This is a genomic window from Chitinilyticum litopenaei DSM 21440, from assembly GCF_000428145.1.
GTDB classification, from domain to species: Bacteria; Pseudomonadota; Gammaproteobacteria; order Burkholderiales; family Chitinibacteraceae; genus Chitinilyticum; species Chitinilyticum litopenaei.
The window spans coordinates 1-25759 of sequence record NZ_ATZJ01000050.1; the positions used below are offsets into that span (position 1 = coordinate 1).

General features: G+C 62.1%; 23 protein-coding genes and 1 pseudogene. 10 read left to right on the top strand and 14 right to left on the bottom strand.

The genetic code is table 11. From position 1 onward, the window contains the following. The 5 genes and pseudogenes from C515_RS0114665 to ppa form a co-directional block, all read right to left on the bottom strand. A partial coding sequence (locus tag C515_RS0114665; RefSeq protein WP_028456142.1) for a transposase occupies window positions 1–224 on the bottom strand: 224 nt, incomplete at its 3' end. 396 nt (window positions 225–620) lie between these two features. After that, window positions 621–1595 (bottom strand): annotated as a pseudogene (locus C515_RS21295) (IS481 family transposase); the annotation flags it as partial. A 147-nt stretch (window positions 1596–1742) separates the two neighbouring features. After that, the gene (locus tag C515_RS0114675) at window positions 1743–2945 is read right to left on the bottom strand and encodes an ammonium transporter (RefSeq protein WP_028456143.1); all 1203 of its coding nucleotides are present in this window, start codon (window positions 2943–2945) and stop codon (window positions 1743–1745) included. A 444-nt stretch (window positions 2946–3389) separates the two neighbouring features. After that, window positions 3390–5018: a methyl-accepting chemotaxis protein gene (locus C515_RS21300; RefSeq protein ID WP_051304984.1), complete on the bottom strand. Its 1629-nt coding sequence runs from the start codon at window positions 5016–5018 to the stop codon at window positions 3390–3392. A gap of 163 nt (window positions 5019–5181) precedes the next feature. Continuing rightward, window positions 5182–5709: an inorganic diphosphatase gene (gene ppa / locus C515_RS0114685; RefSeq protein WP_028456144.1), complete on the bottom strand. Its 528-nt coding sequence runs from the start codon at window positions 5707–5709 to the stop codon at window positions 5182–5184. 169 nt (window positions 5710–5878) lie between these two features. On the opposite strand from ppa, the gene C515_RS0114690 reads away from it, so the two are divergent. After that, a complete protein-coding gene (locus C515_RS0114690) occupies window positions 5879–8560 on the top strand; it encodes a bifunctional acetate--CoA ligase family protein/GNAT family N-acetyltransferase (protein WP_028456145.1) in 2682 nt (893 codons plus the stop codon). A gap of 111 nt (window positions 8561–8671) precedes the next feature. Here C515_RS0114690 and C515_RS21305 read toward each other — a convergent pair whose 3' ends face one another. Together C515_RS21305 and C515_RS0114700 are read right to left on the bottom strand one after the other, a co-directional pair. Continuing rightward, the gene (locus C515_RS21305; protein WP_051304985.1) at window positions 8672–9052 is read right to left on the bottom strand and encodes a hypothetical protein; all 381 of its coding nucleotides are present in this window, start codon (window positions 9050–9052) and stop codon (window positions 8672–8674) included. A gap of 16 nt (window positions 9053–9068) precedes the next feature. Next, the gene (locus C515_RS0114700) at window positions 9069–9803 is read right to left on the bottom strand and encodes a hemerythrin domain-containing protein (protein WP_028456146.1); all 735 of its coding nucleotides are present in this window, start codon (window positions 9801–9803) and stop codon (window positions 9069–9071) included. A gap of 184 nt (window positions 9804–9987) precedes the next feature. On the opposite strand from C515_RS0114700, the gene C515_RS21310 reads away from it, so the two are divergent. Together C515_RS21310 and C515_RS0114710 are read left to right on the top strand one after the other, a co-directional pair. Beyond that, on the top strand, window positions 9988–10467 hold the full coding sequence (locus C515_RS21310; protein WP_051304986.1) for a hypothetical protein: 480 nt from the start codon (window positions 9988–9990) through the stop codon (window positions 10465–10467). Next, window positions 10464–11828, top strand: coding sequence for a GAF domain-containing protein (locus C515_RS0114710; protein ID WP_211234068.1), 1365 nt, complete (start codon window positions 10464–10466; stop codon window positions 11826–11828). Before C515_RS21310 ends, C515_RS0114710 begins: the two co-directional genes overlap by 4 nt. A gap of 212 nt (window positions 11829–12040) precedes the next feature. Here the strand turns inward: C515_RS0114710 and C515_RS0114715 are convergent, their stop codons facing one another. After that, the gene (locus C515_RS0114715) at window positions 12041–12739 is read right to left on the bottom strand and encodes a pirin family protein (protein WP_028456148.1); all 699 of its coding nucleotides are present in this window, start codon (window positions 12737–12739) and stop codon (window positions 12041–12043) included. Window positions 12740–12851: 112 nt separating this feature from the next. Here C515_RS0114715 and C515_RS0114720 point away from each other — a divergent pair, with 112 nt between their 5' ends. Next, complete coding sequence (locus tag C515_RS0114720) at window positions 12852–13754, top strand: LysR family transcriptional regulator (protein WP_043649795.1); 903 nt, start codon at window positions 12852–12854, stop codon at window positions 13752–13754. Window positions 13755–13853: 99 nt separating this feature from the next. Here the strand turns inward: C515_RS0114720 and C515_RS0114725 are convergent, their stop codons facing one another. The 3 genes from C515_RS0114725 to C515_RS0114735 form a co-directional block, all read right to left on the bottom strand. After that, window positions 13854–14423 carry a YceI family protein gene (locus C515_RS0114725; RefSeq protein WP_028456150.1) on the bottom strand — a complete coding sequence of 190 codons (570 nt, stop codon included), beginning with the start codon at window positions 14421–14423 and terminating at the stop codon, window positions 13854–13856. A 106-nt stretch (window positions 14424–14529) separates the two neighbouring features. Beyond that, window positions 14530–15087 carry a YceI family protein gene (locus tag C515_RS0114730; protein WP_028456151.1) on the bottom strand — a complete coding sequence of 186 codons (558 nt, stop codon included), beginning with the start codon at window positions 15085–15087 and terminating at the stop codon, window positions 14530–14532. Between the two features lie 314 nt (window positions 15088–15401). Then, window positions 15402–15953 (bottom strand): cytochrome b, encoded by a 552-nt coding sequence (locus tag C515_RS0114735; protein WP_028456152.1) that lies wholly within the window; start codon window positions 15951–15953, stop codon window positions 15402–15404. Window positions 15954–16276: 323 nt separating this feature from the next. Here C515_RS0114735 and C515_RS0114740 point away from each other — a divergent pair, with 323 nt between their 5' ends. Continuing rightward, window positions 16277–16921 carry a carbonic anhydrase gene (locus tag C515_RS0114740; RefSeq protein ID WP_028456153.1) on the top strand — a complete coding sequence of 215 codons (645 nt, stop codon included), beginning with the start codon at window positions 16277–16279 and terminating at the stop codon, window positions 16919–16921. 564 nt (window positions 16922–17485) lie between these two features. Beyond that, complete coding sequence (gene recQ / locus C515_RS0114745) at window positions 17486–19267, top strand: DNA helicase RecQ (protein WP_028456154.1); 1782 nt, start codon at window positions 17486–17488, stop codon at window positions 19265–19267. Between the two features lie 341 nt (window positions 19268–19608). Here the strand turns inward: recQ and C515_RS21315 are convergent, their stop codons facing one another. Continuing rightward, window positions 19609–20466 carry a PIG-L deacetylase family protein gene (locus C515_RS21315; protein WP_081686984.1) on the bottom strand — a complete coding sequence of 286 codons (858 nt, stop codon included), beginning with the start codon at window positions 20464–20466 and terminating at the stop codon, window positions 19609–19611. 169 nt (window positions 20467–20635) lie between these two features. Here C515_RS21315 and C515_RS21320 point away from each other — a divergent pair, with 169 nt between their 5' ends. Continuing rightward, complete coding sequence (locus C515_RS21320; protein ID WP_043649798.1) at window positions 20636–21697, top strand: DUF475 domain-containing protein; 1062 nt, start codon at window positions 20636–20638, stop codon at window positions 21695–21697. Between the two features lie 22 nt (window positions 21698–21719). Here the strand turns inward: C515_RS21320 and C515_RS0114760 are convergent, their stop codons facing one another. Both C515_RS0114760 and C515_RS0114765 read right to left on the bottom strand, forming a co-directional pair. Beyond that, window positions 21720–22184 (bottom strand): methyltransferase family protein, encoded by a 465-nt coding sequence (locus tag C515_RS0114760; RefSeq protein ID WP_043649801.1) that lies wholly within the window; start codon window positions 22182–22184, stop codon window positions 21720–21722. A gap of 183 nt (window positions 22185–22367) precedes the next feature. Further along, entirely contained in the window at window positions 22368–23327 is a 960-nt protein-coding gene (locus tag C515_RS0114765; protein ID WP_028456156.1) for a TerC family protein, read from the bottom strand. A gap of 224 nt (window positions 23328–23551) precedes the next feature. Between C515_RS0114765 and C515_RS0114770 the strand changes: the two genes are divergently transcribed. The 3 genes from C515_RS0114770 to C515_RS0114780 are packed head-to-tail and all read left to right on the top strand — an operon-like array spanning window position 23552 to window position 25357. Next, a complete protein-coding gene (locus tag C515_RS0114770; RefSeq protein WP_028456157.1) occupies window positions 23552–23986 on the top strand; it encodes a cupin domain-containing protein in 435 nt (144 codons plus the stop codon). Beyond that, on the top strand, window positions 23986–24804 hold the full coding sequence (locus tag C515_RS21325) for a TatD family hydrolase (RefSeq protein WP_051304990.1): 819 nt from the start codon (window positions 23986–23988) through the stop codon (window positions 24802–24804). The genes C515_RS0114770 and C515_RS21325 overlap by 1 nt, the downstream gene beginning before the upstream one ends. A gap of 28 nt (window positions 24805–24832) precedes the next feature. Then, window positions 24833–25357 (top strand): GNAT family N-acetyltransferase, encoded by a 525-nt coding sequence (locus tag C515_RS0114780; protein ID WP_028456158.1) that lies wholly within the window; start codon window positions 24833–24835, stop codon window positions 25355–25357. Window positions 25358–25759: the final 402 nt, after the last annotated feature.

Consider the following 25759-nt stretch of genomic DNA (forward strand, 5'->3'; position numbering starts at 1 on the left):
TCCGCACGCAGCCGGGATAACTCCATCTGCTCGGGCGTGATCGCCTTGCCGGTGCCGGCGGCCAGTTTTCCCGCCTTGCTGGCTTTGCGCCAGTTGCTGAGTGTCTGCTCGGAAATGCCCAGCTCGCGGGCGACCTGAGCGGGGGATTTGCCTTCGGCCTCGACCAGACGGACCGCCTCTTGCTTGAACTCGGTGGTGTAGCTCTGCTTCGGGATTTTGTACATCGATACCTCCGTATGCCAGTTTATCTGGCTACGCTTGGTATCCGAAATTCGCGGTCAACCTCAATGGCGTCTGCAATGCAACTGCAAACAGACACCTGATTATGTCTCTGCTTCGTAATCGTCATTCCCGCGTACGCGGGAATCCAGATGAGGGTGTGAAATCAAGCGTTGCTTTGGATGCCCGCCTTCGCGGGCATGACGAGAAAAGGGTTTCTGAAGGTGAGACATAATCAGGCATGGATGCCTCGAACATGAAGGCCGGCTTTGGCCGATGAGCAGGCGCCGCGTGCGTCCGCTCCGTTTTTCGGACTGTGCAAACCAGAAAGCCCGCAGCATTCGCTGCGGGCTTTCTGGTTTCAGGGCGGGCAAACCCGGCTGGAAAGTCGGCCGATTTGTGTCGGGTTCCGCCTGTTTGTAGACTTTCTTCCTGAACAATTCCGGTTGCTCTTTCTGCCACATTTTCAGTGACTCGACCGGTGACCGGAAGCCCAGGGCTTTTTGCGGGATGTGGTGATTGTAGGCCAGCTGGTAATCCTGCAATACCTGGGCCAGTTCTGCGGCACTGGCAAAACGGGTTTGCTTCACCAGTTCGCTGATCCGTCCGTTGAAGCGCTCGACCATCCCGTTCATTTGCGGCGTACGCGGCGGAATCAAGCGATGCTCGATCCCCAGCGCCGCGCAGCGGCGGTCAAAGCCATGCTGGCCACTCGGTGTTTTAGCCTTGCTGGTGAAGCGATCCGTAAACTGGCTGCCGTTGTCGGTCAGTAGTTTTTCGATCTTGATGGGCGAGGCTTTGGCTAGCCGCTGCAGGAAATCGACACTGCTGGCTTCGGACTGATCCGGGTAGACGTGCAGAAATACCCAGCGGCTTGCCCGGTCGATCGCGACGAACAGGTAGCTACGCGAGGTTTCATCGGGCATCTGCGGCAAGTACTTGATGTCCATGTGGAAATAACCCGGCGCGTAGTCCTTGAAGCCCTTGGAGGGGCCCACTGGCTCCTCGGGATTCAGGCTGGCTTGCAAGACCTTGAGATTGCCAACACCTTCGCGAACCAGCAGCCGGTTGATGCCGGAACGGGTTGCGTCCGGGTTGATAAAGCGCTGCGTCACAGCCACCAGGTCATCCAGCGGCAGCAGCAAGGTGGTGCGCAGCATCAACACCAGCGTTTCCTGTGCCGTCGACAGGGTGGTATGCATGGTATGCGGCCGGTGGGAACGGTCGGTAAACTCGTCCCGATTCTGCCATTTGCGGACTGTGTCCTTGCCCACACTGTAGCGCAGCATCAGTTCGCGCTGCGACAGGCTGGAATTGCGGATTTCCTCGCGGGTTAGCGGGGTGGTTCTGGCATTGCTGTGAATGCGGTTGCTCATGACTGGGACGTGCTCGCAGATTGAGTGATCAGCGTACGCAAAAGATCGCCGGCCCGGAAGAGCGGCCAGCTACGCCGAGGAAGCCAATCAAGCGAAACCCAACAGATTTGCTCCTGCCCGACGGGAGTGATTACGGCCGGTCAGCGCTTACCAGTTGGTTTCGCGCTCGGGGCTGGCGCTGATCTTGTGGATGGCCAGGTCGGCGCCGTTGAATTCTTCTTCTTCCGACAGGCGCAGGCCCATGGTCTTGTTCAGCAGGCCATACACCAGCCAGCCGCCGGCAAAGGCAAAGCCGACGCCAAACAGCGTGCCCACCAGCTGCGCGGCAAAGGTGACGCCGCCGGCGCCGCCCAGCGCCTGCAGGCCGAAGATGCCGGCGGCAATGCCGCCCCAGGCGCCGCACAGGCCGTGCAGCGGCCACACGCCGAGCACGTCGTCGATCTTCCACTTGTTCTGCGTGACGGTGAACAGCCACACGAACAGCGCGCCGGCGACCGCGCCGATGGCGAGCGCGCCCAGCGGGTGCACGATGTCCGATCCCGCGCAGATCGCCACCAGGCCGGCCAGCGGGCCGTTATGGATGAAGCCGGGGTCGTTCCTGCCCAGCACCATCGCCACCAGCGTGCCGCCGGCCATGGCCATCAGCGAATTCATCGCCACCAGTCCGGAAATGCCGGCGACCTTTTGCGCGCTCATCACATTGAAGCCAAACCAGCCGACGATCAGGATCCACGCGCCGAGTGCCAGAAAGGGGATGGACGACGGCGGGTGGGCGGAGACGGCGCCATCCTTGCGGTAGCGGCCACGACGCGCACCAAGATGGAGCACGGCGGCCAGGCCGATCCAGCCGCCGACTGCGTGCACGACGACCGAGCCGGCGAAGTCGTGGAACGGTGCGCCAAGCACCGCCTTGAACCAGTCCTGCACGCCGTAGTTGTTGTTCCAGATCATGCCCTCGAAGAAGGGGTAGACGAGGCCGACCAGCAGGAAGGTCGCCGCCGACTGCGGGTGGAATTTCGCACGCTCGGCAATGCCGCCCGAGACGATGGCCGGAATCGCCGCGGCGAAGGTCAGCAGGAAGAAGAACTTCACCAGGCCATAGCCGCTGGCTTGCGAGAGCTCGCTCACCGGGCCGAAAAAGTGCACGCCGTAGGCGATGCCATAGCCGATGAAGAAGTAGGCGATGGCCGATACGGCAAAGTCGGTGAGGATCTTGACCAGGGCATTGACCTGGTTCTTGCGGCGCACGGTGCCGACTTCCAGAAAGGCAAAGCCGGCATGCATGGCCAGGATCATGATGGCCCCGAGCAGAATGAACAGCACGTCGCTGCTGGTTTGAAACGCGTCCACGACATCTCCAGTCGAAATTCTTGTAGTGGGCGGCGTTATAGCAAACGGCGTGCCATGCCTTGTTCTGGAGCACGCTTCAGTCTTTTTGCGGGTTTGCCGGCTGTTTTGGTGCGCTTGACTGGGCGATTGTGGTGCGTGAGGCGGCGTTTGCGCACCTCGCTGGTGCGTGCGATGTGCGAGGGCGGGATTTGCAAGGCGGGGTCTGATTAGGTAGCTAGCTCGGCACAGTCCAGTTCGTCATTCTGGCGAAAGCCGGAATCCAGCTGCAACGCCTGTTCGAGCATCGCGCTGGATGCCGGCCTTGACCGCAGAATCCCTGTGGGGCGCCGGCCTGACGAGTTGCTGAGCTGGCTATCCAATCAGGAGGCGAGGATATGGGTATTGCCATGCGGCCCTTTATGGTAATTGGCTGCATGGCTATGGGGTTGTGGGTATATCGGGTTCTCAGAGGCGGAAACGCTTGACGATGCCGTACAGCGTGCCGGCCAGCTGATTGAGCTGGCCCAGCGTCTGGCGGGTTTGCTGCAGTGCCTGGTCGGTGCTGCTGGCCTGCTGGTTGATGCGTTCCGCCACTTGCGCGATCTGCTCGGTGGCCAGCGACTGCTCGCGCGTGGCGTTGCTGATTTCACGCATCTGCGTGAGCACGCCCTGCATCTGGCCCTGCATGCCGGCGATGGCCTCGTTGAGCCCGCCGATCAGCTGGCCGCTGGCTTCGGCCGAGCCGGCCGTGCCCTGCATCTGTTCGACGGCCTTGGCGGTTTCACCGCAGATATTGCCCAGCAGGCTTTCGATTTCCACCGTGGCACGCGCGGTGCGCTCGGCAAGGCTGCGCACCTCGTCGGCCACCACGGCAAAGCCGCGACCCTGCTCACCGGCGCGCGCCGCTTCGATGGCGGCATTGAGCGCCAGCAGATTGGTCTGGTTGGCGATGTCCTTGATGACATTGGTGATGCTGTTGATCTGCTGCGATTGCTGGTCCAGCCGGTTCATCAGCTCGGACAGCGAGCCCAGATCGCGGCGCACGACGCCGGTTTGCTGCTGCATCTGCCCGGCGGCGCTGGCGCTGTGGCGGGCGCTGTCGTCGGCGCGGTGGATGGCGCCCTCGACCTGTTCGGCGCTTTGCGCGATGTGCGAGATGCTGACGGTGACTTCCTCGATGGTGGCGGCGGTGGCGGCGACCAGGTCGGCCTGGTTGCGCGCCTCGCCGGCCAGCTGCTCGGCCACGCTTTCCAGATCGTGCACGCCGCGGGTCAGGCGCTGGGCTTCGCTGTCCACCGAGGACATCAGCCGGTGCAGTTCGGCGGTGAACTGGTTGAAGGCGCGGGCGATCGCGCCGGTTTCGTCCTGGCTCTGGTCATCCAGGCGCACGGTGAGGTCAGCCTCGCCGCTGTTGAGCCTTTGCACGGCAGCGAGCAGTTTTTCCAGCGGACGGGCCACCAGATTGCTGAGCCAGAAGGAGGCAAGCACGGAAAGCAGGATCAGCAGCGCGCCCACGCCGGCGGATTCCAGCAGCACCAGGCGCAAGGTGGCGTGGACTTCGGCCAGATCGGCGTCGGCGACGGCGACGATGGTGTGGCCGTTGGCGGTACGGAAGGGCTGGTAGATCGAGCGGAAGCTGCCGTAGCTGCTGCTGTACTCGGCCCAGGTGCGGCGGCCTTCGCGCAGTGCGGTCAGCAGCGCCTCGTTCGGGCTGTCATAGGGTTTCAGGTATTGCTCGAGTTTGGGGTCTTTTTCCTCGTCGGGCGACAGCGAGGACAGGACGTAATGCGCCTTGTCATCCTTGAGCGTGAAGCTGTAAACGTAGGGCAGGCCGATGGATTCGGCGAAACGGGTCAGGCGCTCGCTGAGGTAGCGCATCTGGCCCAGATCGGCCGCGTCGCGCGGCGTCATGGCTTCGTGCAGCTGCAGCGGCACGATGAAACGGTAGCCGTTCGCGGCGGCGAGCAGCTTGCCGTCGATGGCGGCCAGTGCGCTGTTGCGGGTTTGCACATAGCTGAAGATGGAGAAGGTGACGACGGCCAGCGTGGTCAGCAGGATCAGCACCAGCCGGATTTTTGCTTTGATGGTTTTCATGGCATCCAGTATCCGCGGGAGTTGACGAAAGCATGTCACGGACATTTCAAAGAAAATACCGTTCCGCTAAACGGATGGCAAACAAAAAGCCGGCAAAATGCCGGCTTTTTGTACCAATTGACAGTAATGCGTCAATTATGGCGATGTTTTGCTGCTGAGCGCATTAATGCTGGGCGCGCTCGTAGCTGGCAACGATTTCGGCATGGGCGGCAGCCTTGTCGCCCCAGCCGGTCACCTTCACCCACTTGCCGGCTTCCAGATCCTTGTAGTGCTCGAAGTAGTGCTTCACTTGCGCGAGCAGCAGCTCCGGCAGGTCTTCCAGCTTCTGGATGTGCTTGTACATCGGGCAGATCTTTTCCACCGGTACGGCAATCACCTTGGCATCCTGGCCGGATTCGTCTTCCATGCCCAGCACGCCGATGGCGCGGCACTTGATGACCATGCCCGGGGCGAGCGGGTAGGGGGTGTGCACCAGCACATCGACCGGATCGCCATCGAGCGACAGGGTGTGCGGCACGAAGCCGTAGTTCATCGGGTAGGACATCGAGGTGCCAACGAAACGGTCGACGACGATCGCGCCGGCTTCCTTGTCGAACTCGTACTTGATCGGCGCGGCATTGGCCGGAATTTCGATGATGACATTGAAATCGTTCGGCAGGTCCTTGCCGGCGGGAATCTTGCTTACGTCCATGACCTTCTTTCCTGATGTGGGTTGGAAAACCGGGCGATTATAACGGCCGCCGCCGGTCGGCGGTAGCCAGCCGTCGGCTTGCGCCATGTCAATTGACACATGCCCTCACACGGCGCGTCATGCCGGCGATATACAATGCAGGCAAGCCCCTTTTTTGCCGCGGTGCACCATGAAGCCCCACTATCTTTCCCCCTTGCTCGACCCGCGCTCGATTGCCGTGATCGGCGCCAGCGACACCGCAGGCGCCGTTGGTACCGTGGTGTTTGCCAACCTGCGCGAGGCGGGTTTTGTGGGGCGGCTGTATCCGGTCAACTGTTTTCACGAAACCGTGCAGGGCGTGCCCTCCTGCCAGACCATCGCCGACGCGCCGGGCCCGCTCGATCTGGCCATCATTACCACGCCGACCGATTCGCTGGCGCAGGAAGTCGAGGCCTGCGGGCGCGCTGGCGTGAAGGCCGTGTGCATCATGTCGCAGGATTTTGTCGGCACCGACGCGGCCTCGCGCATTCTGCTCGACCGCCTGGTGGCGCTGGCGCGCCAGTTCGGCATGCGCCTCCTGGGCCCCAGCGTGTTCGGCATGGCGCGTCCGGTCAGCCGGCTGGCCGCCGCCAATTTCCAGGGCAAGATCCAGGCGGGCAGTCTGGCGCTGGTGTCGCAATCATCGTCGGTGACCTCGGCCATCATGGACTGGGCCGAGTCGCACGACATCGGCTTTTCCTCGGTGGTGTCGCTGGGCTCGGCGGCCGATGTCGACGTGGGCGAAGTGCTCGACTACCTGGTCGCCGACCCGAAAACCAAATCCATCCTGCTCTATATCGAAGACCTGAAGGACGCGCGCATCTTCATGTCGGCGGTACGCGCCGCCGCGCGCTCCAAGCCGGTCATGGCGCTGAAAGTGGGGCGCTATGACGAGGGCGCACGGCTGGGCCGCACGCATTCCGAGCGGCTGATCGGCCGCGATGATGTCTTCGATGTCGCGCTGCGACGTGCCGGCGTGCTGCGGCTCAGGTCGATCAACCAGCTCTTCATCGCCGCGCAGGTGCTCAACGGCAGCTACAAGACCAAAGGACGCCGGCTGGCCATCATTACCAACGGCATTGGCGCGGGCATGATGGCGGTGGATCGCGCGCGCGATCTGCACATCGAGCTGCCGCGCCTGGCGGAAACCACGCAAGCCGCGTTGCACGCGCTGCTGCCGCCACAATCCGAGGTGGGCAATCCGGTCGACGTGCTGGGCGACGCCGGCAGCGAGCGTTTTCGCGCCGTCACCGAACAGGTGCTCGCCGACCCGAATGTCGATGGCGTGCTGGTGGTGTTTACCCCACAGACCGGCACCGACGATCTGGCCACCGCGCAGACCATGATCGACCTGCGCAAGACCACCGAAAAACCGCTCCTGCTGGCCTGGATCGGCGGCAAGAAGGTCGAGGACAGCCGCAGGCTGCTGGCGGCCAGCCACGCTGCCTATTTCCATACGCCGGAACACGCGGTGGAGGTGTTTTATTCACTGGCCAGCTGGCAGTACAGCCAGCAGCTGCTGCTGCAGACCGCCAGTCCTCTGGGCGAGTGGGAAGCGCCGGATCTGGAAACCGCACGCATGATCATCGACGGCGCCATGGCCGGCGGGCGCTCGGTGCTCGACGAGCTGGAATCCAAGGCCGTGCTGCGCGCTTTCCATATTCCGGTGACGCTGACCATGCGCGCGGCGACCGCCGACGATGCGGTAAACGCCGCCATGGGCATGGGGCTGCCGGTGGCGCTGAAAATCGACGCCATCGGCATTACGCACAAGACCGACATCGACGGCGTGTCGCTGGGGCTCAGCAGCCTGGTGGCAGTGGCCACCGAAGCCAATCGCATGCTTACGCGCGCGCGCAACCTGCTGGGCGAGGGCATGGTGCGCGGCCTGACCGTGCAGCCCATGCACGGCAAGAAATCCGGCCGCGAACTGATGGTGGGTGTCACCACCGACCGCGCCTTTGGCCCGGTGATCACCTTTGGCGCGGGCGGCATCGCCGTCGAGGTCTTCAACGACGTCAAGGTCGCGCTGCCGCCGCTCAATGACTATCTGGCCGACGCACTGATTCGCCGCACGCGCGTGAAAAACATGCTGGGCGCCTTCCGCAACCAGATGCCGGTGGACCTCGATGCCGTGAAGGATGTGCTGCTGCGCGTCTCTGAGCTGGTGTGCGAGCTGCCGCAGATCGAGCAGCTCGACATCAACCCGCTGGTGGCCGACGAGAACGGCGTGATCGCGGTCGATGCGCGCATCATCATCGGCAAGGTGCCCGAAGGCGCGCGCCGTTACGGGCATATGGCCATCCACCCCTATCCGGCGCAGCTGATGCAGGTCACCGCGCTGAAAAACGGCCTGCCGCTGGCGCTGCGCCCGATCCGCCCCGAAGACGCCGAAATGCTGGCCGCCTTCGTGGCGAGCCTCTCGGAGGAATCGCGCTACAACCGCTACATGAACACGCTGAAAACGCTGCCGCAGGCCATGCTCGCGCGCTTCACGCAGATCGACTACGCCCGCGAAATGGCGCTGGTCGCCACCGTCGAGGGGGCGAAGGGTGAGGAAATCATCGGCGTCGCGCGCTTTACCGCCAACCCGGACAAGGCCAGTTGCGAGTTCGCCGTCGTTACCAGCGACCAGTGGCAGGGCAAGGGCCTGGGCAGCCGCCTGATGGAGGCGCTGTTCGCCGCTGCACGCGACATGCGCCTCACCGTCATCGAGGGCGAAGTGCTCTCCAGCAACAAGACCATGCTGGCCTTCATGAAACACCTGGGCTTCAGCATCCAGCCGCATCCGGAGGACGACGGGCTGAAGTGGGTGGTGAAGCAGCTGACCTGATGGGCAGCTGCCTCCTTCCTGCTGTGTAGTGAGCGATTTTCTGCGCCCGTTTCATGCCGCCGAGCCTGCGCACGTAGAGACTGGTTGGCTGCAGCTTGCTGGAAGTGCTCGTCAATCGAGGCGACTGGTAAAGAGGGTGAACGCCAGCAAGGCAACCGCAACTGCCACCAGCATTGATGACAAGCCAAGCAGTGGCTCCAAAGCGCCAATGCCCATTTGTACCGCAAAAAGTGAGAGGAGCATGGCAGCGACCCCGGCCTGATATAACCAGAACTGGATGTTGGCCAAGCGCAAGTTGAGAGAGTCTCCGAAGGCCTTTATCAGTAGCCCAACTCCAAGCATGCTCGCCCACCCAAGCAAGTTGATATGTGCGTGTAGTGAACGAAAAGTGAAGGTGTGGGTGGCCCCCATGACATTACCCAGCACCACGCCTGCAAGCAGATACAATACTGCTGCGCGAACCCAGCGCACGGCGAGAACGTTCTTGTTCATATAAATCTTCTCCTCATCAGGCCATCGAAAGCCAAGCGCCAGAGGGATCGTCCAGTGCCTGCGTGAGCTTGTTCCATTCAGAGAGGGGAAGCGCCTCGAATGCGAGGCGGAGGTTGGCATCAAGCACAGGCTTGGGGGCGCTTTGTTTCATTCCGGCGAATATTGCACAACGTTCATCATGACTGATGGCAGGAAGCATCCAGCGCAACACGCCTTGCATGGCATCCGGGGAGATCGACGCAACAAGCTCTTGTTCCAGTGCCAAAATTTCTCCATCTGTGCAGTACTTCCAGAGCACGCCATTGTTGGCCGTCTCTTCTATGTACATATGCACCAGATTGTGCGCCACAAACAGAGCGAGCTCATGGTACAGCTCGTGTGCCACATGGGTACGCGCCAGAGCGGGGGCATCGGAAAGCTCGCGCGTCAGCTCACGCAAGCGTGCAAAGTCGCTCATGTGCTGATGATGCTCGTTTGCAATGCGTGCGCTTGCACCCGCAGCCTTGGACTCGAGTACAGGATGGATAAATGCATTTTCCTTCTCTAGATGGTGTTCACACAGGTTTACGAACTCCAGCATTCGCAAACAGGTGGCTTCTACGGCTTCGGTATCTTGGGGGTCTAGATGCCCTACCCGAACCATGATATCGGCCATGGCCATCCGCAAGGCTTTATGAATCTTTCGATAGATGTCATGGCGTGCCAGCCCGGTCAGGCTGATCTGAGCAAGTTCTGTTTTGTCGAAGTGCATGGAAATCTCCAGAAGACGTCCGAAGCGGGATTGCTTCTGGGGAAATTCTGGCGCTGCAGGTAAACATGTGTTGCTAAGAATTTCCTAGGAAAACACTAAAAAAATACTAAAAGCATAACCAGTGGCAGGTCATAGGCTGCCCCACGGTAACCAGGCAACGTAACATTACGAGCCGGAGCCCTTCATGATTATCAGCATCCAGCAATTTGAATTGTTAAATACCCGTTGCGACGTGGTCGTAGCATCTCGCAGCCTCAATAATCTACCCAGTGTGTGTTGGGGTATGGGTGGGCTGGTGCATGACGACCGTAAAACCGTATCGGTCTGGTTGCATCGCGACCACTCAGGGCAGCTGATTGCCGACATTCGTGATACCAGTAGGATATCCGCAGTGTTCAGCGTGCCATTTACCAATGTCAGCTTTCAACTCAAGGGGGAGAATGCCACTGTTCGTCTGGCTAGGACTGATGATGCGCTTATCCTGCAACGTCATTGCGGCAATATGGTGCGAGAACTGGAACTCGTGCAATTCGGAGAGCTGTTCGCCAGAACCGTGTTTGAGTATCCATTGCAGGACCTGATGGCGGTAGACTTCACGATCAGCGCCATGTTTGAGCAGACCCCCGGACCGCGAGCCGGTCAGCCCTTGGGGCAGCACCAATGATGGAAGTACGGCTCGATCAGATACGCAGTGCGATGGAGGGGGCGATTCCCGGGGTGCTGGCCACATGCTCGCCTGAAGGCGAGCCCAACGTGGCCTTCCTGTCACAGGTCCATTACGTTGATGAAAACCACATTGCCTTGTCGTATCAGTTCTTCAACAAGACAAGGCGGAATATCCTTGCCAATCCGCACGGTCAGCTCACCATCGCTTGCCCATTCAGCGCCCGGATCTACCGCCTGACCCTGCGCTATGTGCAGACCCAGAGCAACGGCGCGCTTTATGAGCGCATGAAAGCTCATCTGGAGGGTATAGCGTCACATACCGGTATGTCGGGGGTGTTCCGTCTTCTTGGATCCGATATCTACGAGGTTACACAACTCGAGGCGCTGCCTGGCAATACGCTACCCTCCACACCCAAAGACAGAAACCGCCTCAATGCCCTGCGTCGTGCATCAGAAAGCATCAGTTATTGCTCCGATATGGGGTCATTGGTGGATGAAGCGCTTGATGCCATGCAACGGGAGTTCGGCGTTCCGCATGCCATGTTCCTGGTGGTCGACGAAGGGAGACATAGACTGTATACGCTGGGTTCACGTGGCTACAGTCACTCCGGGATAGGCTCCGAAATCCACATGGGTGATGGTTTGATCGGGGTTTGCGCCCAGGCAGGTACTCCGATTCGTATCAGCTGGATGACACAAGCCTACCGTTACAGTAAATGTATTCGCGATTATGTACTGCTCAGTGGCAGCGGTGAGAAACTGTCAACCGAAATACCCTACCCTGGATTGAATGCCCCCCATAGCCAGCTGGCTGTGCCATTGATTTGCGGAGGGCAGATACTGGGGGTGCTACTTGCCGAAAGCAACGACGATCTTTGTTTCACCTACGATGATGAAGATGCCCTGTTTTCATTGGCCGGGCAGGTTGCCGCCTGTTTGGCCAACCTGCGGGATGGGAATGATCCCGAGCATGAATCGGAAGATATACCCCGCTTCTTTACGCAGCAGGAAGTGGCGCAGACCCCAATGCGAGTGCGCTATTTTCGCGAAACCCATAGCATCTTCTTTGAAGACGCCTACATCATCAAAGGCGTCGCAGGAGCTATTTTATGGAGCATGCTGCTTGACTACTGCAGGCTGCAGCGAACCACGTTCAGCAACAGAGAGCTGCGCATGGATCCCCGTATAAATTTGCCCGATATCGTTGCCAACCTAGAGGCACGCCTGATTCTGCTACGCAAGCGACTGGATGATCAGGACATGGGGGTCGAGCTTCATAAATGCGGGCGCGGCAAGCTAACGCTCAAGGTCAATAAACAACTTAATCTGGAAGAATTCGAAGCCGGTCGCATGCTGTAGCTGCTTTAGCCTTGATTCGCGTGCCGCAGTCCGGTTATCGCCTCTTCGTTGCACCGGCCTCATGAGTGCGAAAGCACCTCGCCTTGATGTTCTGTCGGCAGCCCGACGCCTGACAAAGCTACTAGGTCTGACCTATTTGCCAGGTATCAGGCTGTATCCATTTTTAGTGCTTGGTTGTGGAGGTATGGGGTGTGGCGTATTGTGTGTGCGTCTCACGCCAAGTCGAATACCAGCACCTCGGCATTCTGCCCTTCGCTCAAGTTGACCGCCGCCTCGTCAACCAGCATCAGCGCGTCGCCGTCGGACAGGCGCTGGCCATTGACGGTCAGCTCGCCGCGCGCCACATGCACGTAAGCCTTGCGGCCGGCGGCAAGCGCGTGTTCGGCGTGCTCGTCGCCGTCGAAAAGGCCCAGGTAGAGCCGCGCATCCTGGTGGATGGTGACGCTGCCGATCTCGCCATCCGGGCTGGCGGCGAGCCGCAGCCGGCCGCGCTTCTCGGCTTCGCTGAATTCGGCCTCCTCGTAGCCGGGGCGCACGGCGCGCGCATTGGGCATGATCCAGATCTGCAGCAGGCGCGTCTCGGCGTCGGGCTGCGGATTGAATTCACTGTGCAGCACGCCGGTGCCGGCGCTCATTCTTTGCACATTGCCCGGGCGGATGGTCGAGCCGTTGCCCATGCTGTCCTCGTGCGCGATCGCGCCTTCGAGCACATAGGTGATGATTTCCATGTCGCGGTGCGGGTGCATCGGAAAGCCGCCGCCGCCGGCGATGCGGTCGTCGTTGATCACGCGCAGCGCGCCGAAGTGCATGTGCGCCGGATCGTAGTATTCGGCAAAGGAAAAGCTGAAGCGGCTGTCGAGCCAGCCGTGGTTGGCGTGGCCGCGTTCGTGGGCGGGGCGCAGGGTCAGCATGGTGTTCTCCTTCAGTGATTTTGAATCAGTGAGGTAATGGTATGCGTTGTATCTGTTCGGATGATCGGAATATATTGATCGGCATGTTCAATTTTTCTGAGGCTGAATCGCCATGCTGAGGCTGAATCTGGAATCGCTGGAGGTGATCGACGCCATCGCGCGGCGCGGCAGCTTTGCCGCTGCCGCCGACGAGGTGCATCGTGTGCCCTCGGCCGTCACCTATCTGGTGCGCAAGCTTGAGGACGACCTGGGTGTGCAGCTGTTCGACCGCAGCGGTCACCGCGCCAGGCTTACGCCGGCCGGCGCCGCGCTGCTGGAGGACGGCCGCCACCTGCTGCGCGCCGCCGGCGAGCTGGAGTGCCGGGTCAAGCGCGTGGCGACCGGCTGGGAAACCGAGCTGCTGATCGCCGTCGACGTGATTTTGCCGCTGGAGCCGCTGTTCACGCTGATCGCTGAATTTGACGCATTGGGCAGCGGCACGCGGCTGCGCATCAGCCGCGAATCGCTGGGCGGCAGCTGGGATGCGCTGCACGAGCGCCGCGCCGATCTGCTGGTGGGCGCCAGCGGCGCGCCGGGCAGCGGCTTTGTCAGCCGGCCGCTGGGCGAGGTGCCGATGGTGTTTGCCGTTGCGCCGTCGCACCCGCTGGCGCAGGCCAGCGAACCGATCGCCGCCGCGGCGCTGCAGCGTCACCGCGTGGTGGTGGTCAGCGACAGCTCGCGCAGCCTCCTGCCGCGCACCGTCGGCCTGCTGGAAGGGCAGGAAAAGCTGAACGTGCCGGACATGCAGGCCAAGCTTGCCGCGCAGCTCGCCGGCCTAGGTTGCGGCCACCTGCCGCTGCCGCTGGCGCGGGCGGCGATTGCCGCCGGCCAGCTGGTGGTGAAGCAGCTGGAAGCGCCGCTGGCGCCGGCAGCCTGCTGCTTTGCCTGGCGCAACGATGCCCAGGGCCAGGCCCTGCAGTGGTGGATTCGGCGGCTGGAAGCCGACCGGCAATATGCCTGCTGGATGCAGGGTTGATGCTTGGGTATTGCCATGTAGCCCTTTATGGTAAAGGGCTGCAGGCCAATACCCATGAAAAAAGCCGGCGAATGCCGGCTTTTTCGCAAGGGGCGCTGCTTACTTGGCGGCCATTGCTTCGATTTGGATGGTCAGCTTCACTTCGTCGCCCACGGCCGGCACATAGGTGTTCATGCCGAACTCGCTGCGCTTGATGGTCGCGGTGGCATCCGCACCGCACCACGGCTTTTTGGCCATCGGATGCGAATCGACGCACTTGAAGGTGCTCACGTTCAGCGTCAGCGGCTTGGTCACGCCCAGCAGGGTGAAGTCGCCCGAGACCGACACCAGCTTGTCGCCTGCAAACTTCAGGTTCTTGCTCTTGAAGGTCATGGCCGGAAATTTGGCGACGTTGAAGAAGTCTTCACTCTTCAGGTGTTCGTCACGCTTGGCCCAGCCGGTGTCGATGCTGGCGGTGTCGATGCTGATGTCCACCGAACCGGTCTTGGCGGCCTGGTCGAGCACGATGGCGCCGCTGGTCTTGTTGAAGCGGCCATGCTGGGTCGAGAAGCCCAGGTGGTCGACGGTGAATTGCGGGTAGGTGTGCGACTGGTCGATGGTGTAGTTGACCGGTGCGGCGACGGCAGAACCGGCGGCGGCGAGCAGGGTGGCGATCAGCAGGTGTTTCATGGTGTGTTCTCCGGATGGATGTTCAGGTCGTGGATTCGGATCAGGTCTGCGCAAAGAACTGACGGGCTGCCGCGCAGGAAGCCGCCCGCCTGGAAAGTCGCCGCGTTCAGTCGGCCTTGCCCTTGACGAGCAGCTTGTACTTCACCAGCACCTCGTCGGCGACGGTTTCGGTATCGGCCCACACGCCGTCGCCAAGCTGGAAGGCCAGACGCTTGACCGGGACCGTGCCCTTGAGCTCCAGCGTGTCGCCCAGTTGCGTGGCGGTGAGCTGGCCGGTCACGTCGCGGCTGACGCCCTTGATGGTCAGCTTGCCTTTCACTTCGAACTTGCCGCCGCCGAGCGCCTTGACGCCGGTGGCGCTGAAGGTGGCCTTGGGGAAGGCGGCGACGTTGAACCAGGGCTTTTTCTTGGCTTCGGCATTGCCGTCCGGGCCGCCGACGTCGATGGTGTTCGGGTCGATCGTGAGCTCGGCGCGGGCTTTTTCCGGCTTGGCCGGGTCGAAGTTCACGCTGCCGCCGAAGGACTTGAAGTAGCCGTCGACCGAGCCGCCCATTTGCTTGAAGGTGAATTCGATGCGGCTTTTGCCGGTATCGATGGTCTGCGCGGCCAGCAGCGGGGCGGAGGCCAGCGTCAGGCCGGCGGTGAGCAGAAGGGAACGGATCATCGTGAAGCTCCAAGTCGGTGTAATGGTGTTCAATCTCATTCTGGCGGCGAGTCATGGACAGGCAGGCGCGCCAGGGGTTCCGGGTTATTCCAGTGTTTGTTTGCGACTGAGTGGCAAGGCTGCTCAGCAAAACCCAAATTCACCACAGAGACACAGAGAGCACAGAGAAAAGCGGGAGCACGGCTAGGCGGGTGCACGGCTAGGCATTTCTCTGGGTTTTACTTCCTCTGTGTCCTCTGTGCCTCTGTGGTTCAATCGGTTTTTTGGGGTTTGCCGAGAAGGGTTTCCAATCAGGTGGTGCGTTGCGGCTGTGCCTACTTGCGGCGCAGGAAGGGCAGCATGCGCGAGAGCGTGGTATCACGGTCGATCACGTGGTGCTTGATCGCGGCGGCGGCGTGCAGCACCACCAGCACCAGCAGCGTCCACGCCATCAGTTCGTGCGCGTCTTTCAGCAGATGGCCCAGTTCCTCGTTCTTGCCGACCAGATCGGGCAGCGGCAGCTTGCCGAACAGCACGACCGAGTAGCCCTTGGCCGAGCTCATCAGCCAGCCGGCCATGGGCAGCGCGAACATCAATAGATAGAGCAGGTGGTGCACGCCGGCGGCCAGCTTGCGCTGCCAGGCCGGCAGGCTGGCGTCGGGTTCGGGCGCGCCACGCACGAGGCGCCAGACGAGCCGTGCCACCACCAGCATCAGCACGACCATCCCCAGCCATTTGTGCCAGCTGATCAGCGCGAATTTGGCCGGCGAGAGCGGCATGTCGTCAAACACCAGCGCGACGGTGAAAACGCCGGCGATCAGCAGCGCCACGCCCCAGTGCAGCAGGATTTGCAGGCCATCGTAGTGATCGGGTTTGCTGCGAGTCATCGGGATTAGTCCTTTATCCAAATAAATTGAATGTGGGTTGAATTCTATTGAGCGGCTTGCTGACAAGAAAGCGGAAAAAGTTGCTTGAATCATTCTGGAAAATTGAATGTTCTTGCGGCGGCGACGGCTTGCGTCGCCCTATCGGTGTAGTCAAGCCGGCCGCGCCGGTAAAGCCCCGGTGGCCACCTGGGCCAGAATCTTGCGCCACCGCAGGCGATGGCCGGGGAAAAAACGGTTAGAATCACCGCTTCGCGTACAGGCGGCCCCGCGAGCGGCGGACGCGGCAACACGGGGGCAAAACAGTGTCAGGCAGGGAGGCAGACGTGCAGGATATCGAGAAATTCATCGGCGGTTTTCGCCGCTTCCAACACAAATACTTCGGCGAGCATTCGCCCAACCTATTTGACGAACTCAAACGCGGCCAGCATCCGAAAACGCTGGTGATCGGCTGTTCCGACTCGCGTGTCGACCCGGCCTTGCTGACCGATTCCGACCCGGGCGACCTGTTCGTCGTGCGCAATATCGCCAACCTCGTCCCGCCCTACGAAGTCGACGGCGCCTTTCACGGCGTGTCCTCGGCGATCGAATACGCGGTGTGCGAGCTGCAGGTTCGCCAGATCGTCATTCTCGGCCACTCCGGCTGCGGCGGCATTTCCGCGCTGCTCAAGGGCTACCAGCCCAAGACCGAGGCGAACTTCGTCGGTCGCTGGGTGCAGATCGCCCAGTCCGCGCGCGACCAGGTCGTCGCCGAGCTGGCGCACAAAACGCCCGAACAGCAGCTGCGCGCCTGCGAAATGGCGTCCATCATCGTCTCGCTCGACAATCTGATGACCTTTCCCTTTATCGCCGAGCGCGTCGAAGCAGGCCAGCTCAGCCTGATCGGCTGGTACTTCGACATCCAGAAGGGCGCGCTCTACGACTTCGGCCAGGCAGACCACACCTTCAAGGAACTGGTGACTGCTCTGTAAATACCGGCCAGCCCCGCCGTTCGGCCAAAGCCGGGCGGGGTCGGAATTCGGCGCGGCAGGGCAGAGCAGACACCGCGCACCTGATCAGCAAGATTGCTCAGCGAAACCCAACCTGATTAGGTAGCCAGCTCAGCAACTCGTCATACCGGCGAAAGCCGGTATCTAGAGCGCCGCTTGAACAGGCATTGCAGCTGGATTCCCGCTTTCGCGGGAATGACGAACTGTACTTTGCTGAGGTAGCTACCTAATCAGGAAACCCAAACCAAGCACAGAGGCGCAGAGGCACAGAGAAAACCAGTCCGGCCGGCAGCTCTGGCTGATCTTAGTTTCTCCTGCCTGATTTTTACCCTGTGTCTTGCGTTGGCTGTTTGCGGTTTTCCTGCTGGCGGCAACGCCGGCCAGGCAGATTCCTTGCTGGTCTTGTTTGCTTGGGTATTGGCGTGTAGCCTCTCTGCTGATTGGCTTGTGGCGATATACCCTTGGTGTCGTCTGTCTTCGGGTGATTGGGGCGCGGCAGGGGAATGGCCTTGCGCTACAATGGCGCTTTGTCACTTTGGCCCGCGCGTGAACGACACCCCGCATTCCATCCTCCAGCACGTATTCGGCTACCACGCCTTCCGTGGCGAGCAGGAAGCCATCGTCCGTCATGTGGCGGAGGGCGGCGACGCGCTGGTGCTGATGCCCACCGGCGGCGGCAAGTCGCTGTGCTTCCAGGTGCCGGCGCTGCTGCGGCCCGGCTGCGGCGTGGTGGTGTCGCCGCTGATTGCGCTGATGCAGGACCAGGTGGAAACGCTGCGCGAGCTGGGCGTGGAAGCCGCCTTTCTCAATTCGACGCTGGATGCCGAGGCCGCGCGCCAGGTGATCCGCGATTTCGTTTCCGGCAATCTGAAGCTGCTGTATGTCGCGCCGGAGCGCCTCGTCACTCCGCGCTTTCTCGACATCCTGCGCGATGCCCCGGTGAACCTGTTTGCCATCGACGAGGCGCATTGCGTATCGCAATGGGGGCATGATTTCCGTCCGGAATACATGGGGCTGTCGGTACTGGCCGACGAGTTTCCGCACATCCCGCGCATCGCACTGACCGCCACGGCCGATCACGCCACGCGCGAGGAAATGGTCGACAAGCTGCGCCTGCAGGGCGCACGGCAGTTCGTTACCAGCTTCGACCGGCCGAACCTGCGCTATACCATCGTCGAAAAGCAGAAATCGAAAGAACAGCTGCTGAGCTTTCTGCGGCGCGAGCACGAGGGTGAATCGGGGATTGTGTACTGCCTGTCGCGAAAGCGCGTCGAGGATACGGCCGCGTGGTTGAGGACGCAGGAAATCCGCGCCTTTCCCTACCATGCCGGTCTCGATGCCAGCACACGCGCCAAGCACCAGCAGATTTTCCTGCGCGAAGAAGGCGTGGTGATGGTGGCGACGATTGCCTTTGGCATGGGCATCGACAAACCGGACGTGCGTTTCGTCGCGCACCTGGATCTGCCCAAATCCATCGAGGGCTATTACCAGGAAATCGGCCGCGCCGGCCGCGATGGCCTGCCGGCCAATGCCTGGCTGGCCTATGGCCTGAACGACGTGATTCTGCTCTCCGACATGATCGCGCAGGGCGGTTCCAGCGAAGAGCAGAAAATCGTCGAGAAGCGCAAGCTCGACGCGATGCTGGGCCTGTGCGAGGCGACCGCCTGCCGGCGCCAGACGCTGCTTGCCTACTTTGGCGAGGCCGCCCAGCCCTGCGGCAACTGCGACAACTGCCTGAACCCGCCCCGGCTGATCGACATGAGCGAGGCGGCGAAAATGGCGCTGTCCTGCGTGTTCCGTACCGGCAACCGTTTCGGTGTCGGCCATCTGGTCGACGTACTGCGCGGCAAGAAAACCGACAAGGTCACCGAGCTGTTCCATGACCGCGTCTCGACCTTCGGGATCGGCGCCAAGGTGCACGAGGCCGACTGGCGCGCCGTCTATCGTCAGCTGCTCGCCTGTGGCGCGCTGCAGCTCAAGCCTGGCGGCATGGGGGGGCTGGAGCTGACCGATGCGTCGCGCGCAATCCTGCGCGGCGAGCAGCCCCTGTACCTGCGCGAGCGCACGCAGAAATTCAGCTACAAGGACAGGGATGCCGAATTCGACACGGCGGCCGATCGCGAGTTGTGGCAGGCGCTGCGCAAGTTGCGCAAGCAGTTGGCCGACGAACAGGACGTGCCGGCCTATGTGATTTTCAGCGATGCCACGCTCAAGGAAATGGTGCGCGCCCGCCCGGCCGATCACTACGAGTTCGGCCGCCTCACCGGGGTGGGCGACCGCAAGCTCGACAAGTACGGCGACGCGTTTCTGGCGGTGATTCGGGGCTGAGTCGCTGCGCCAGTCAATTCCTGTTTTGGCACTTCTGCTTGCGCAGCAGTGCTGTAACTAAGGTGAAACCCTGATGAAAAGAGACGCTTTATCCGGGGGATATGCGTTTATGTTGCACTCCTGCGACGGCCATTTGACGCCGTTCAGGCCGGGGCATACATTGCTTGCAGTTGCCCCAGCGGTGGGGCTCACAGTGTAACCTGCTGGCGTGTTCAACACGCTTTTCTCATCCGCCTCTTCGCGAGGCGGATTTTTTTTGCCCGCTTTCAGGTCTGGCCTGTTGGGGTGCGGGCTGCTGGCTTGATTAGACGCCAGCGGCCCGCACCCGGTATTGCGCCAGATCAGGCAAAGACGGCGCGGATGTCGTCGCTCTCGGCGAGGACGTACTTTTTCTCGCTGGCGACGAGCTGCAGGCCGTCGAAGCGGTCAATGCGGTAGATGGTGCCAAAGGAGAAGGTCGGGGCGGCCACGCCGGCGCCGCCAACGACTTCGGCGCCACGGCGCACATTGTCGGCCATCCACGAGGTCAGGCGCAGGTGGTAGGGGTTGCGCTGCACTTCGCCCACATGGCAGGCCAGTGCCGCGATCAGGTCGGCCGTGTCGGTGCTGTTGCTGCCGATCAGCGCGTTCGGCGTGGCCATGGCGCGCCAGAATTCGCTCTGCACGACGAGGCAGGCATGCTTGGCCTTTTTCAGCGCATCCATCACCAGGAAGTGCGTGCCGATGTGTGCGGCATGGCCGTCGTTGTCATTCGGACAGACCACCACTGCAGGCTTGAGCTCTTCGAGAATGCCGACAATCACATCAACCTTGGCTGCCCAGGCGGCGGCATCGCCGTCGCGGGTTTTGCAGGTAACGGCTTCCAGGCCGCCCGGAATGGTTTCGCGCAAGCCCCAGGCCAGGTAGTCGCAGGCATTTTTCAGCTCGGCCCAGCGCTCGGCCTTGCGCGGTACGTTGGAGCCTTGTGTGACCGCCACATTGACCACGCGGTGGCCGGCTTCGCGCTGCAGGCGCAGCGGCAACGCGCCGATGATGCATTCGTCATCCGGGTGCGGCGCAAAAATGGCCACGACCGGCGCATCGGCGGCGGCGGTATCCGTGGCCGGCGTCAGGCCGTCGAGATTGGCAAACAGCGGCGCATCGGTTTTTTGCAGCAGGGTGGCGTGGGCTTCAACAAGGGCGAGATAGGGGTTAGCCATCGGCTTCTCCATGAATTCGGTCGGGGGTGGATCAAACATCGGGGAGTATAGGCGCATCTTCGCAGCCCTTCCAACAATGGGTCTTAAGCTGGATCAGCTTTTGCGACTGGGCGCTCGCGCGCATAATCGCGGCTTGTTTTGCCATCGATCATCAACGGGTTCCCGCGCCATGCATTATTTCCGCTCCTCCTTCATCGTCACCGCCCTGGGCCTTGTGCTGGCCGCCTGGGTGGGGGGCTGGGCCGGCGTCTGGATCGCCTTCAACCTTGCGCTGCTGGAGACCAGCCTGTCGTTCGACAATGCGGTGGTGAACGCGTCGGTGCTCAAGCACTGGGACGAGAAATGGCGCAGGCGCTTCCTGGTCTGGGGCATGCTGGTGGCTGTCTTTGGCATGCGCATGGTGTTTCCGCTGGTGATCGTCGCCGTGCTCGCGGGCATGGCGCCGATGCCGGGGCCGTTCTCGCTGTGGGGATGGCTGGAGAGCGGGCAGTGGCCGGGCAGCGATGTGCTGTCGCTGGCCATCCTGCAGCCCGACCGTTACGCCAGCGTGCTGCAAAGCGCGCACATTGAAGTCACGGCCTTTGGCGGCGCCTTTCTGCTGCTGGTGTTCTGGAATTTCTTCATCGACGCCAACAAGGACGAGCACTGGTTTGTCCCGGTCGAGCGCGTGCTGGCCAGACTCGGGCGCATGGACATGGCCGCGCTCTTGCTGACACTGCTCACGCTCTTGCTGCTGGCCGGGGCCATGCCGGCGTCCGATGGCCATCGCTATCTGGTGGCCGGATTGTGGGGCGTGATCGTGTACACCGTGGTTGATGGCCTGGGCTCGCTGATGGGCGACGGCAGCGCGGCGGTGAAAACCGGCTGGAGCGGCTTCATCTATCTGGAGCTGCTCGACGCCTCGTTTTCGTTTGACGGCGTGCTGGGCGCCTTTGCGCTGACCAAGAGCATCTTCCTGATCGCGATCGGCCTTGGCATCGGCGCGATGTTCGTGCGTTCGTTCACGCTGCTGCTGGTCTACAAGGGCACGCTCAATGCCCTGCGCTATCTGGAGCACGGCGCCTTCTGGGCGATTGGCGCGCTGGCGCTGGTGATGCTGCTCTCCGCGCGCATGCACATCCCCGAGGCCATCACCGGCGGCGTCGCTGCCTTGCTGATCATGCTGGCTGCCATCCATTCCTGGCTGGCGCGCCCGCGCGGCAAGCTCGACCGCGAGCACGAGGATCGCTAAGCCTGCTGTCGCCTGAACTCGGTCAAAGCCAGCGCCGCACCCGCTTGCAGTAGTCCAGGTAGGCGTCGCCGAAGCGCTCGGCCAGCGCGCGTTCTTCCGGAATGATCTGGAAGCGGTTCAGGTAGAGCACGAAGGCTGGCAGTAGCGGCAGCGCGGCCAGGTTGGCGAGGTATTCGAACCACGCCAGCAAGAGCAGCAGAAAGCCCAGGTAGATCGGATTGCGGCTGATGCGAAAGAGGCCGCCGGTGAGCAGCGTTGCGGCCTGCTCTGGCTGACGCGGATCGAGTGTGGTTCGTTTGCGGCGGAAAACCAGCGCGCTGCCGAACACGCAAACCAGCCCCGACAGCAAGAGGAGGAGGGCGATGCTGCCGTGCAGCGGCAGCGCGATGGTCAGCCCCGGAAACGCACTGGCCAGCGCCCACATCGCCGCCGCGACCAGCACGGCCAGCGGCATGGGCATGATTTTCAGTTCCAGCGCGCGCGACATGGCTGGGGCTCCGGTTTGGCATTGGCGGCCAGTCTGCCAGAAATCACGCCGACAAATGCAAAGGGCCGGATAAATCTCCGGCCCTTGCAGGGTATTACCATGAAGCCTATTGCAGGAAAGGGCTTGGCGAGGATAGAGGTGTGAGTATGTTCACCTCACACCTCACACCTCACACCTCACACCTCACGCGTCACCCTTCTCCGGAATCGGTTCGCCGCGCGTCTTGTACAGCGAGTACAGCACGCCGGCCAGCAGGAGGCCGAAGGTCACCGACAGCGATACCAGCGACGGGATCTTGTGGTCCATGTACACCAGACCGATCTTGGCGCCGATGAACACCAGCACGATGGCCAGCGCGTACTTGAGGTAGTGGAAGCGGTGCACCATGGCGGCGAGCGCGAAATACAGCGCGCGCAGGCCGAGAATGGCGAAGATGTTCGACGTGTAGACGATGAACGGGTCCTGGGTGATCGCGAAGATCGCCGGGATCGAATCGACGGCGAACACCAGATCCGCGCCTTCGACCATCAGCAGCGCCAGAAACAGCGGCGTGGCGACGCGGCCGGCCTTTTCACCGATGCTGCTGCCTTCGACAAAGAAGCGGTTGCCCTGCAGTTGCGGCGTCATGCGCAGGTGGCTTTTCAGGTAGCGGTACAGGCGCATGTTTTCGACATTCGGGTCTTCGTCGTGCGCGAACAGCATCTTGATGCCGGTGATGATCAGGAAGGCGCCGAATACCAGCAGGATCCAGCTGAATTCATGCACCAGCTTCGCACCCAGGCCGATCATCACGGCGCGCATCACGATGGCGCCAAGAATGCCCCAGAACAGCACGCGGTGCTGGTACTGGCGCGGAATCGCCAGCGCGGTGAAGATCAGCGAGATTACGAAGACGTTGTCCATCGACAACGATTTTTCGACCAGAAAACCGGTGTAGTAATCCATCCCGGCGCCGGCGCCCTTGGTGTACCAGACGTAGCCGCCAAAGGCGAGGCCGGCGGCAATATAGAAGGCGGACAGTTTCAGGCTTTCCGCCACGCCGATTTCATGGCTGTCCTTGTGCAGGACGCCGAGGTCGAAGACCAGCAGCGTGACGACCACGACCGCGAACACGATCCATGGCAGATACAGGGCAAAATCCATTGGCTCATTTCCTAATAATTGTGTTTGGCGCCGCCCGCGTGCGTGCATGCGGCAGCAGCGAATGATAAAGCAGAATGGCAAAGGTTCCGCTGCTGATGTAACGAAGCGTAGCCGCCGGCGCCGCGCCGGTGGATATACTGCACGCTGCGCCGCCGGCCTGCGTGTCCGGCGCCGGCGCAAACCACCGACAGAAAAATCACAGAGAAAATCACCGGGAGATGGAAATGCGTAAAACAATGTTGCTGGCGCTGGCCGGCATGGGGCTGCTGCTGAACGCGCACGCCGAGGACGGCAAGGAGGTGTACAAGAAGGAAGTGACCGCCACCGTGGTCTTCAAGACCGGCACCACGGCCAGCGGCGCACCGCTGCTGTATCCGAGCGTCGAACAGCCCGAGGCGACGATGCTGCATGTGGAAATTCCGCCGGGCAAGGAAACCGGCTGGCACAAGCATCCGGTGCCCGGTTATGCCTACATCCTCGCCGGCCAGCTGACCGTGCAGCTCAAGGATGGCGGCAGCAACGTGTTCCGCGCCGGGCAAGGCTTTGCCGAGGTGATCGACACCCTGCACAACGGCAAGAACGAGGGCAAGGAGCCGGTGAAGCTGGTGGTGGTATTTACCGGCGCCGCTGCCCAGCCCTTCACGGTCAAGCCGCAATAATGACTGCCGCGCTGATCGACAGCCATTGCCATCTGGATGCGCCGGAGCTCGCCGGCGATCTGGAGCAGCTCGTGGCGCGTTCGCGCGCCGTCGGTGTCGGGCGCTGGGTGGTGCCGGCCGTCAGCGCCGCCACCTTTGCCGGCACGCGCGACATGGCCCGGCGCTTTGGCGCCTGGCCAGCCTACGGCCTGCATCCGCTCTACGAGGCCGAACACCGCGCCGAGCACCTTGACGAACTTGCGCGCTGGCTGCGCGATGAAAGCCCGGTCGCCGTCGGCGAGATCGGTCTTGATGGCTTTGTCGCGACGCTGGACATGCAGCGCCAGATCGATTTTTTTGAAGTGCAGCTGAAGCTCGCGCGCGACTTCGACCTGCCAGTGATCGTGCACATCCGCCGTAGCCAGGATCTGGTGCTCAAATACCTGCGCAAATGGCGGGTGCAGGGCGGCATCGCGCATGCCTTCAACGGCAGTCGCCAGCAGGCCGACGAGTTTGTCCGGCTCGGTTTTGTGCTGGGCTTTGGCGGCGCGATGACGTATTCCGGCTCACAGCGCATCCGCCGGCTGGCCGCCGAGTTGCCCATGGAGGCCATCGTGCTGGAAACCGATGCGCCCGACATCGCGCCGGCCTGGCTGGCGGGCCCGCCACCGGCGCGCAACGAGCCGGCCGAGCTGCCGCGCATCGCCGCTGTGCTGGCCGAATTGCGCGGGATGACCTTGGCCGAGGTCGCCGCCGCGAGCAATGCCAATGTCGCGCGCGTGCTGCGCCTGCCCCAGGATGTCCCCGATTGCCCGCACACTTGCGATGCCGGATCATAAGGGCCCCGCATTTCCGGATTGTTCCGCCATGACCAGCCCCTGGCGCTGGCGCCTCGCCCAGCCGGCCGATCTGCCGGCCATTGTCGCCATTTACAACAGCACCATCGCCAGCCGCATGGTCACCGCCGACACCGAAGCCGTCACGGTGGCCAGCCGCGAGGCCTGGTTTGCCGCCCACCAGTGCCCTGAGCGGCCGCTATGGGTGGTGGAGGACGCGGGCGTCATCAGCGCCTGGCTGTCGTTTTCCAGTTTCTACGGGCGTCCGGCCTATGCCGGCACCGCCGAGATCAGCATCTACCTTGCCGAAGCCGCGCGCGGCCGTGGCCTGGGGCGCTGGCTGCTGGCCGAAGCACTGCGCGTCGCGCCTTCGCTGGGCCTGCATACCGCGCTGGGCTTCATTTTTGGCCACAACGAACCCAGCCTGCGGCTCTTTTACCGCGCGGGTTTTGCCGACTGGGGCAGATTGCCTGCGGTGGCGGTGCTGGACGGCATCCCCCGCGATCTGGTCATCGTCGGGCGCAAGCTTGACGCGGCCGACCAGCACGCCGGCTGATCAGTCTGCCGGTGTGGTAAACACCGGCGCGGATTAGCAAGACTTTTCAGCAAAACCCGAACTGATTAGAAAGCTGTCCCGGCAAGCATTCACCAACAGCCCGTCATGCCGGCGTCCCACGGGGATTCCCTTGTATCTCGCAGTACTTGGCGGTTAGCTTCCGCCAATCGGGAGAAGGACAGCTTGTGGATTCCCTTAAGGTCCAAACCTTGTATCGCAGATCAAGCCCTTCTCCCACCTCTTCGCCAGCCTGAACACTGAACGGTAGCCAAGGGCCCAGACCCTGCATGCACAAGGCAAGTGGGTGAAGTTGGCAAACGCAATCACTGGAAACAAGCATGATCTATCTCGGTATCGATGTCGCCAAGGCCAAACTGGATTGCGCCCTTCTGCGTGATCCGC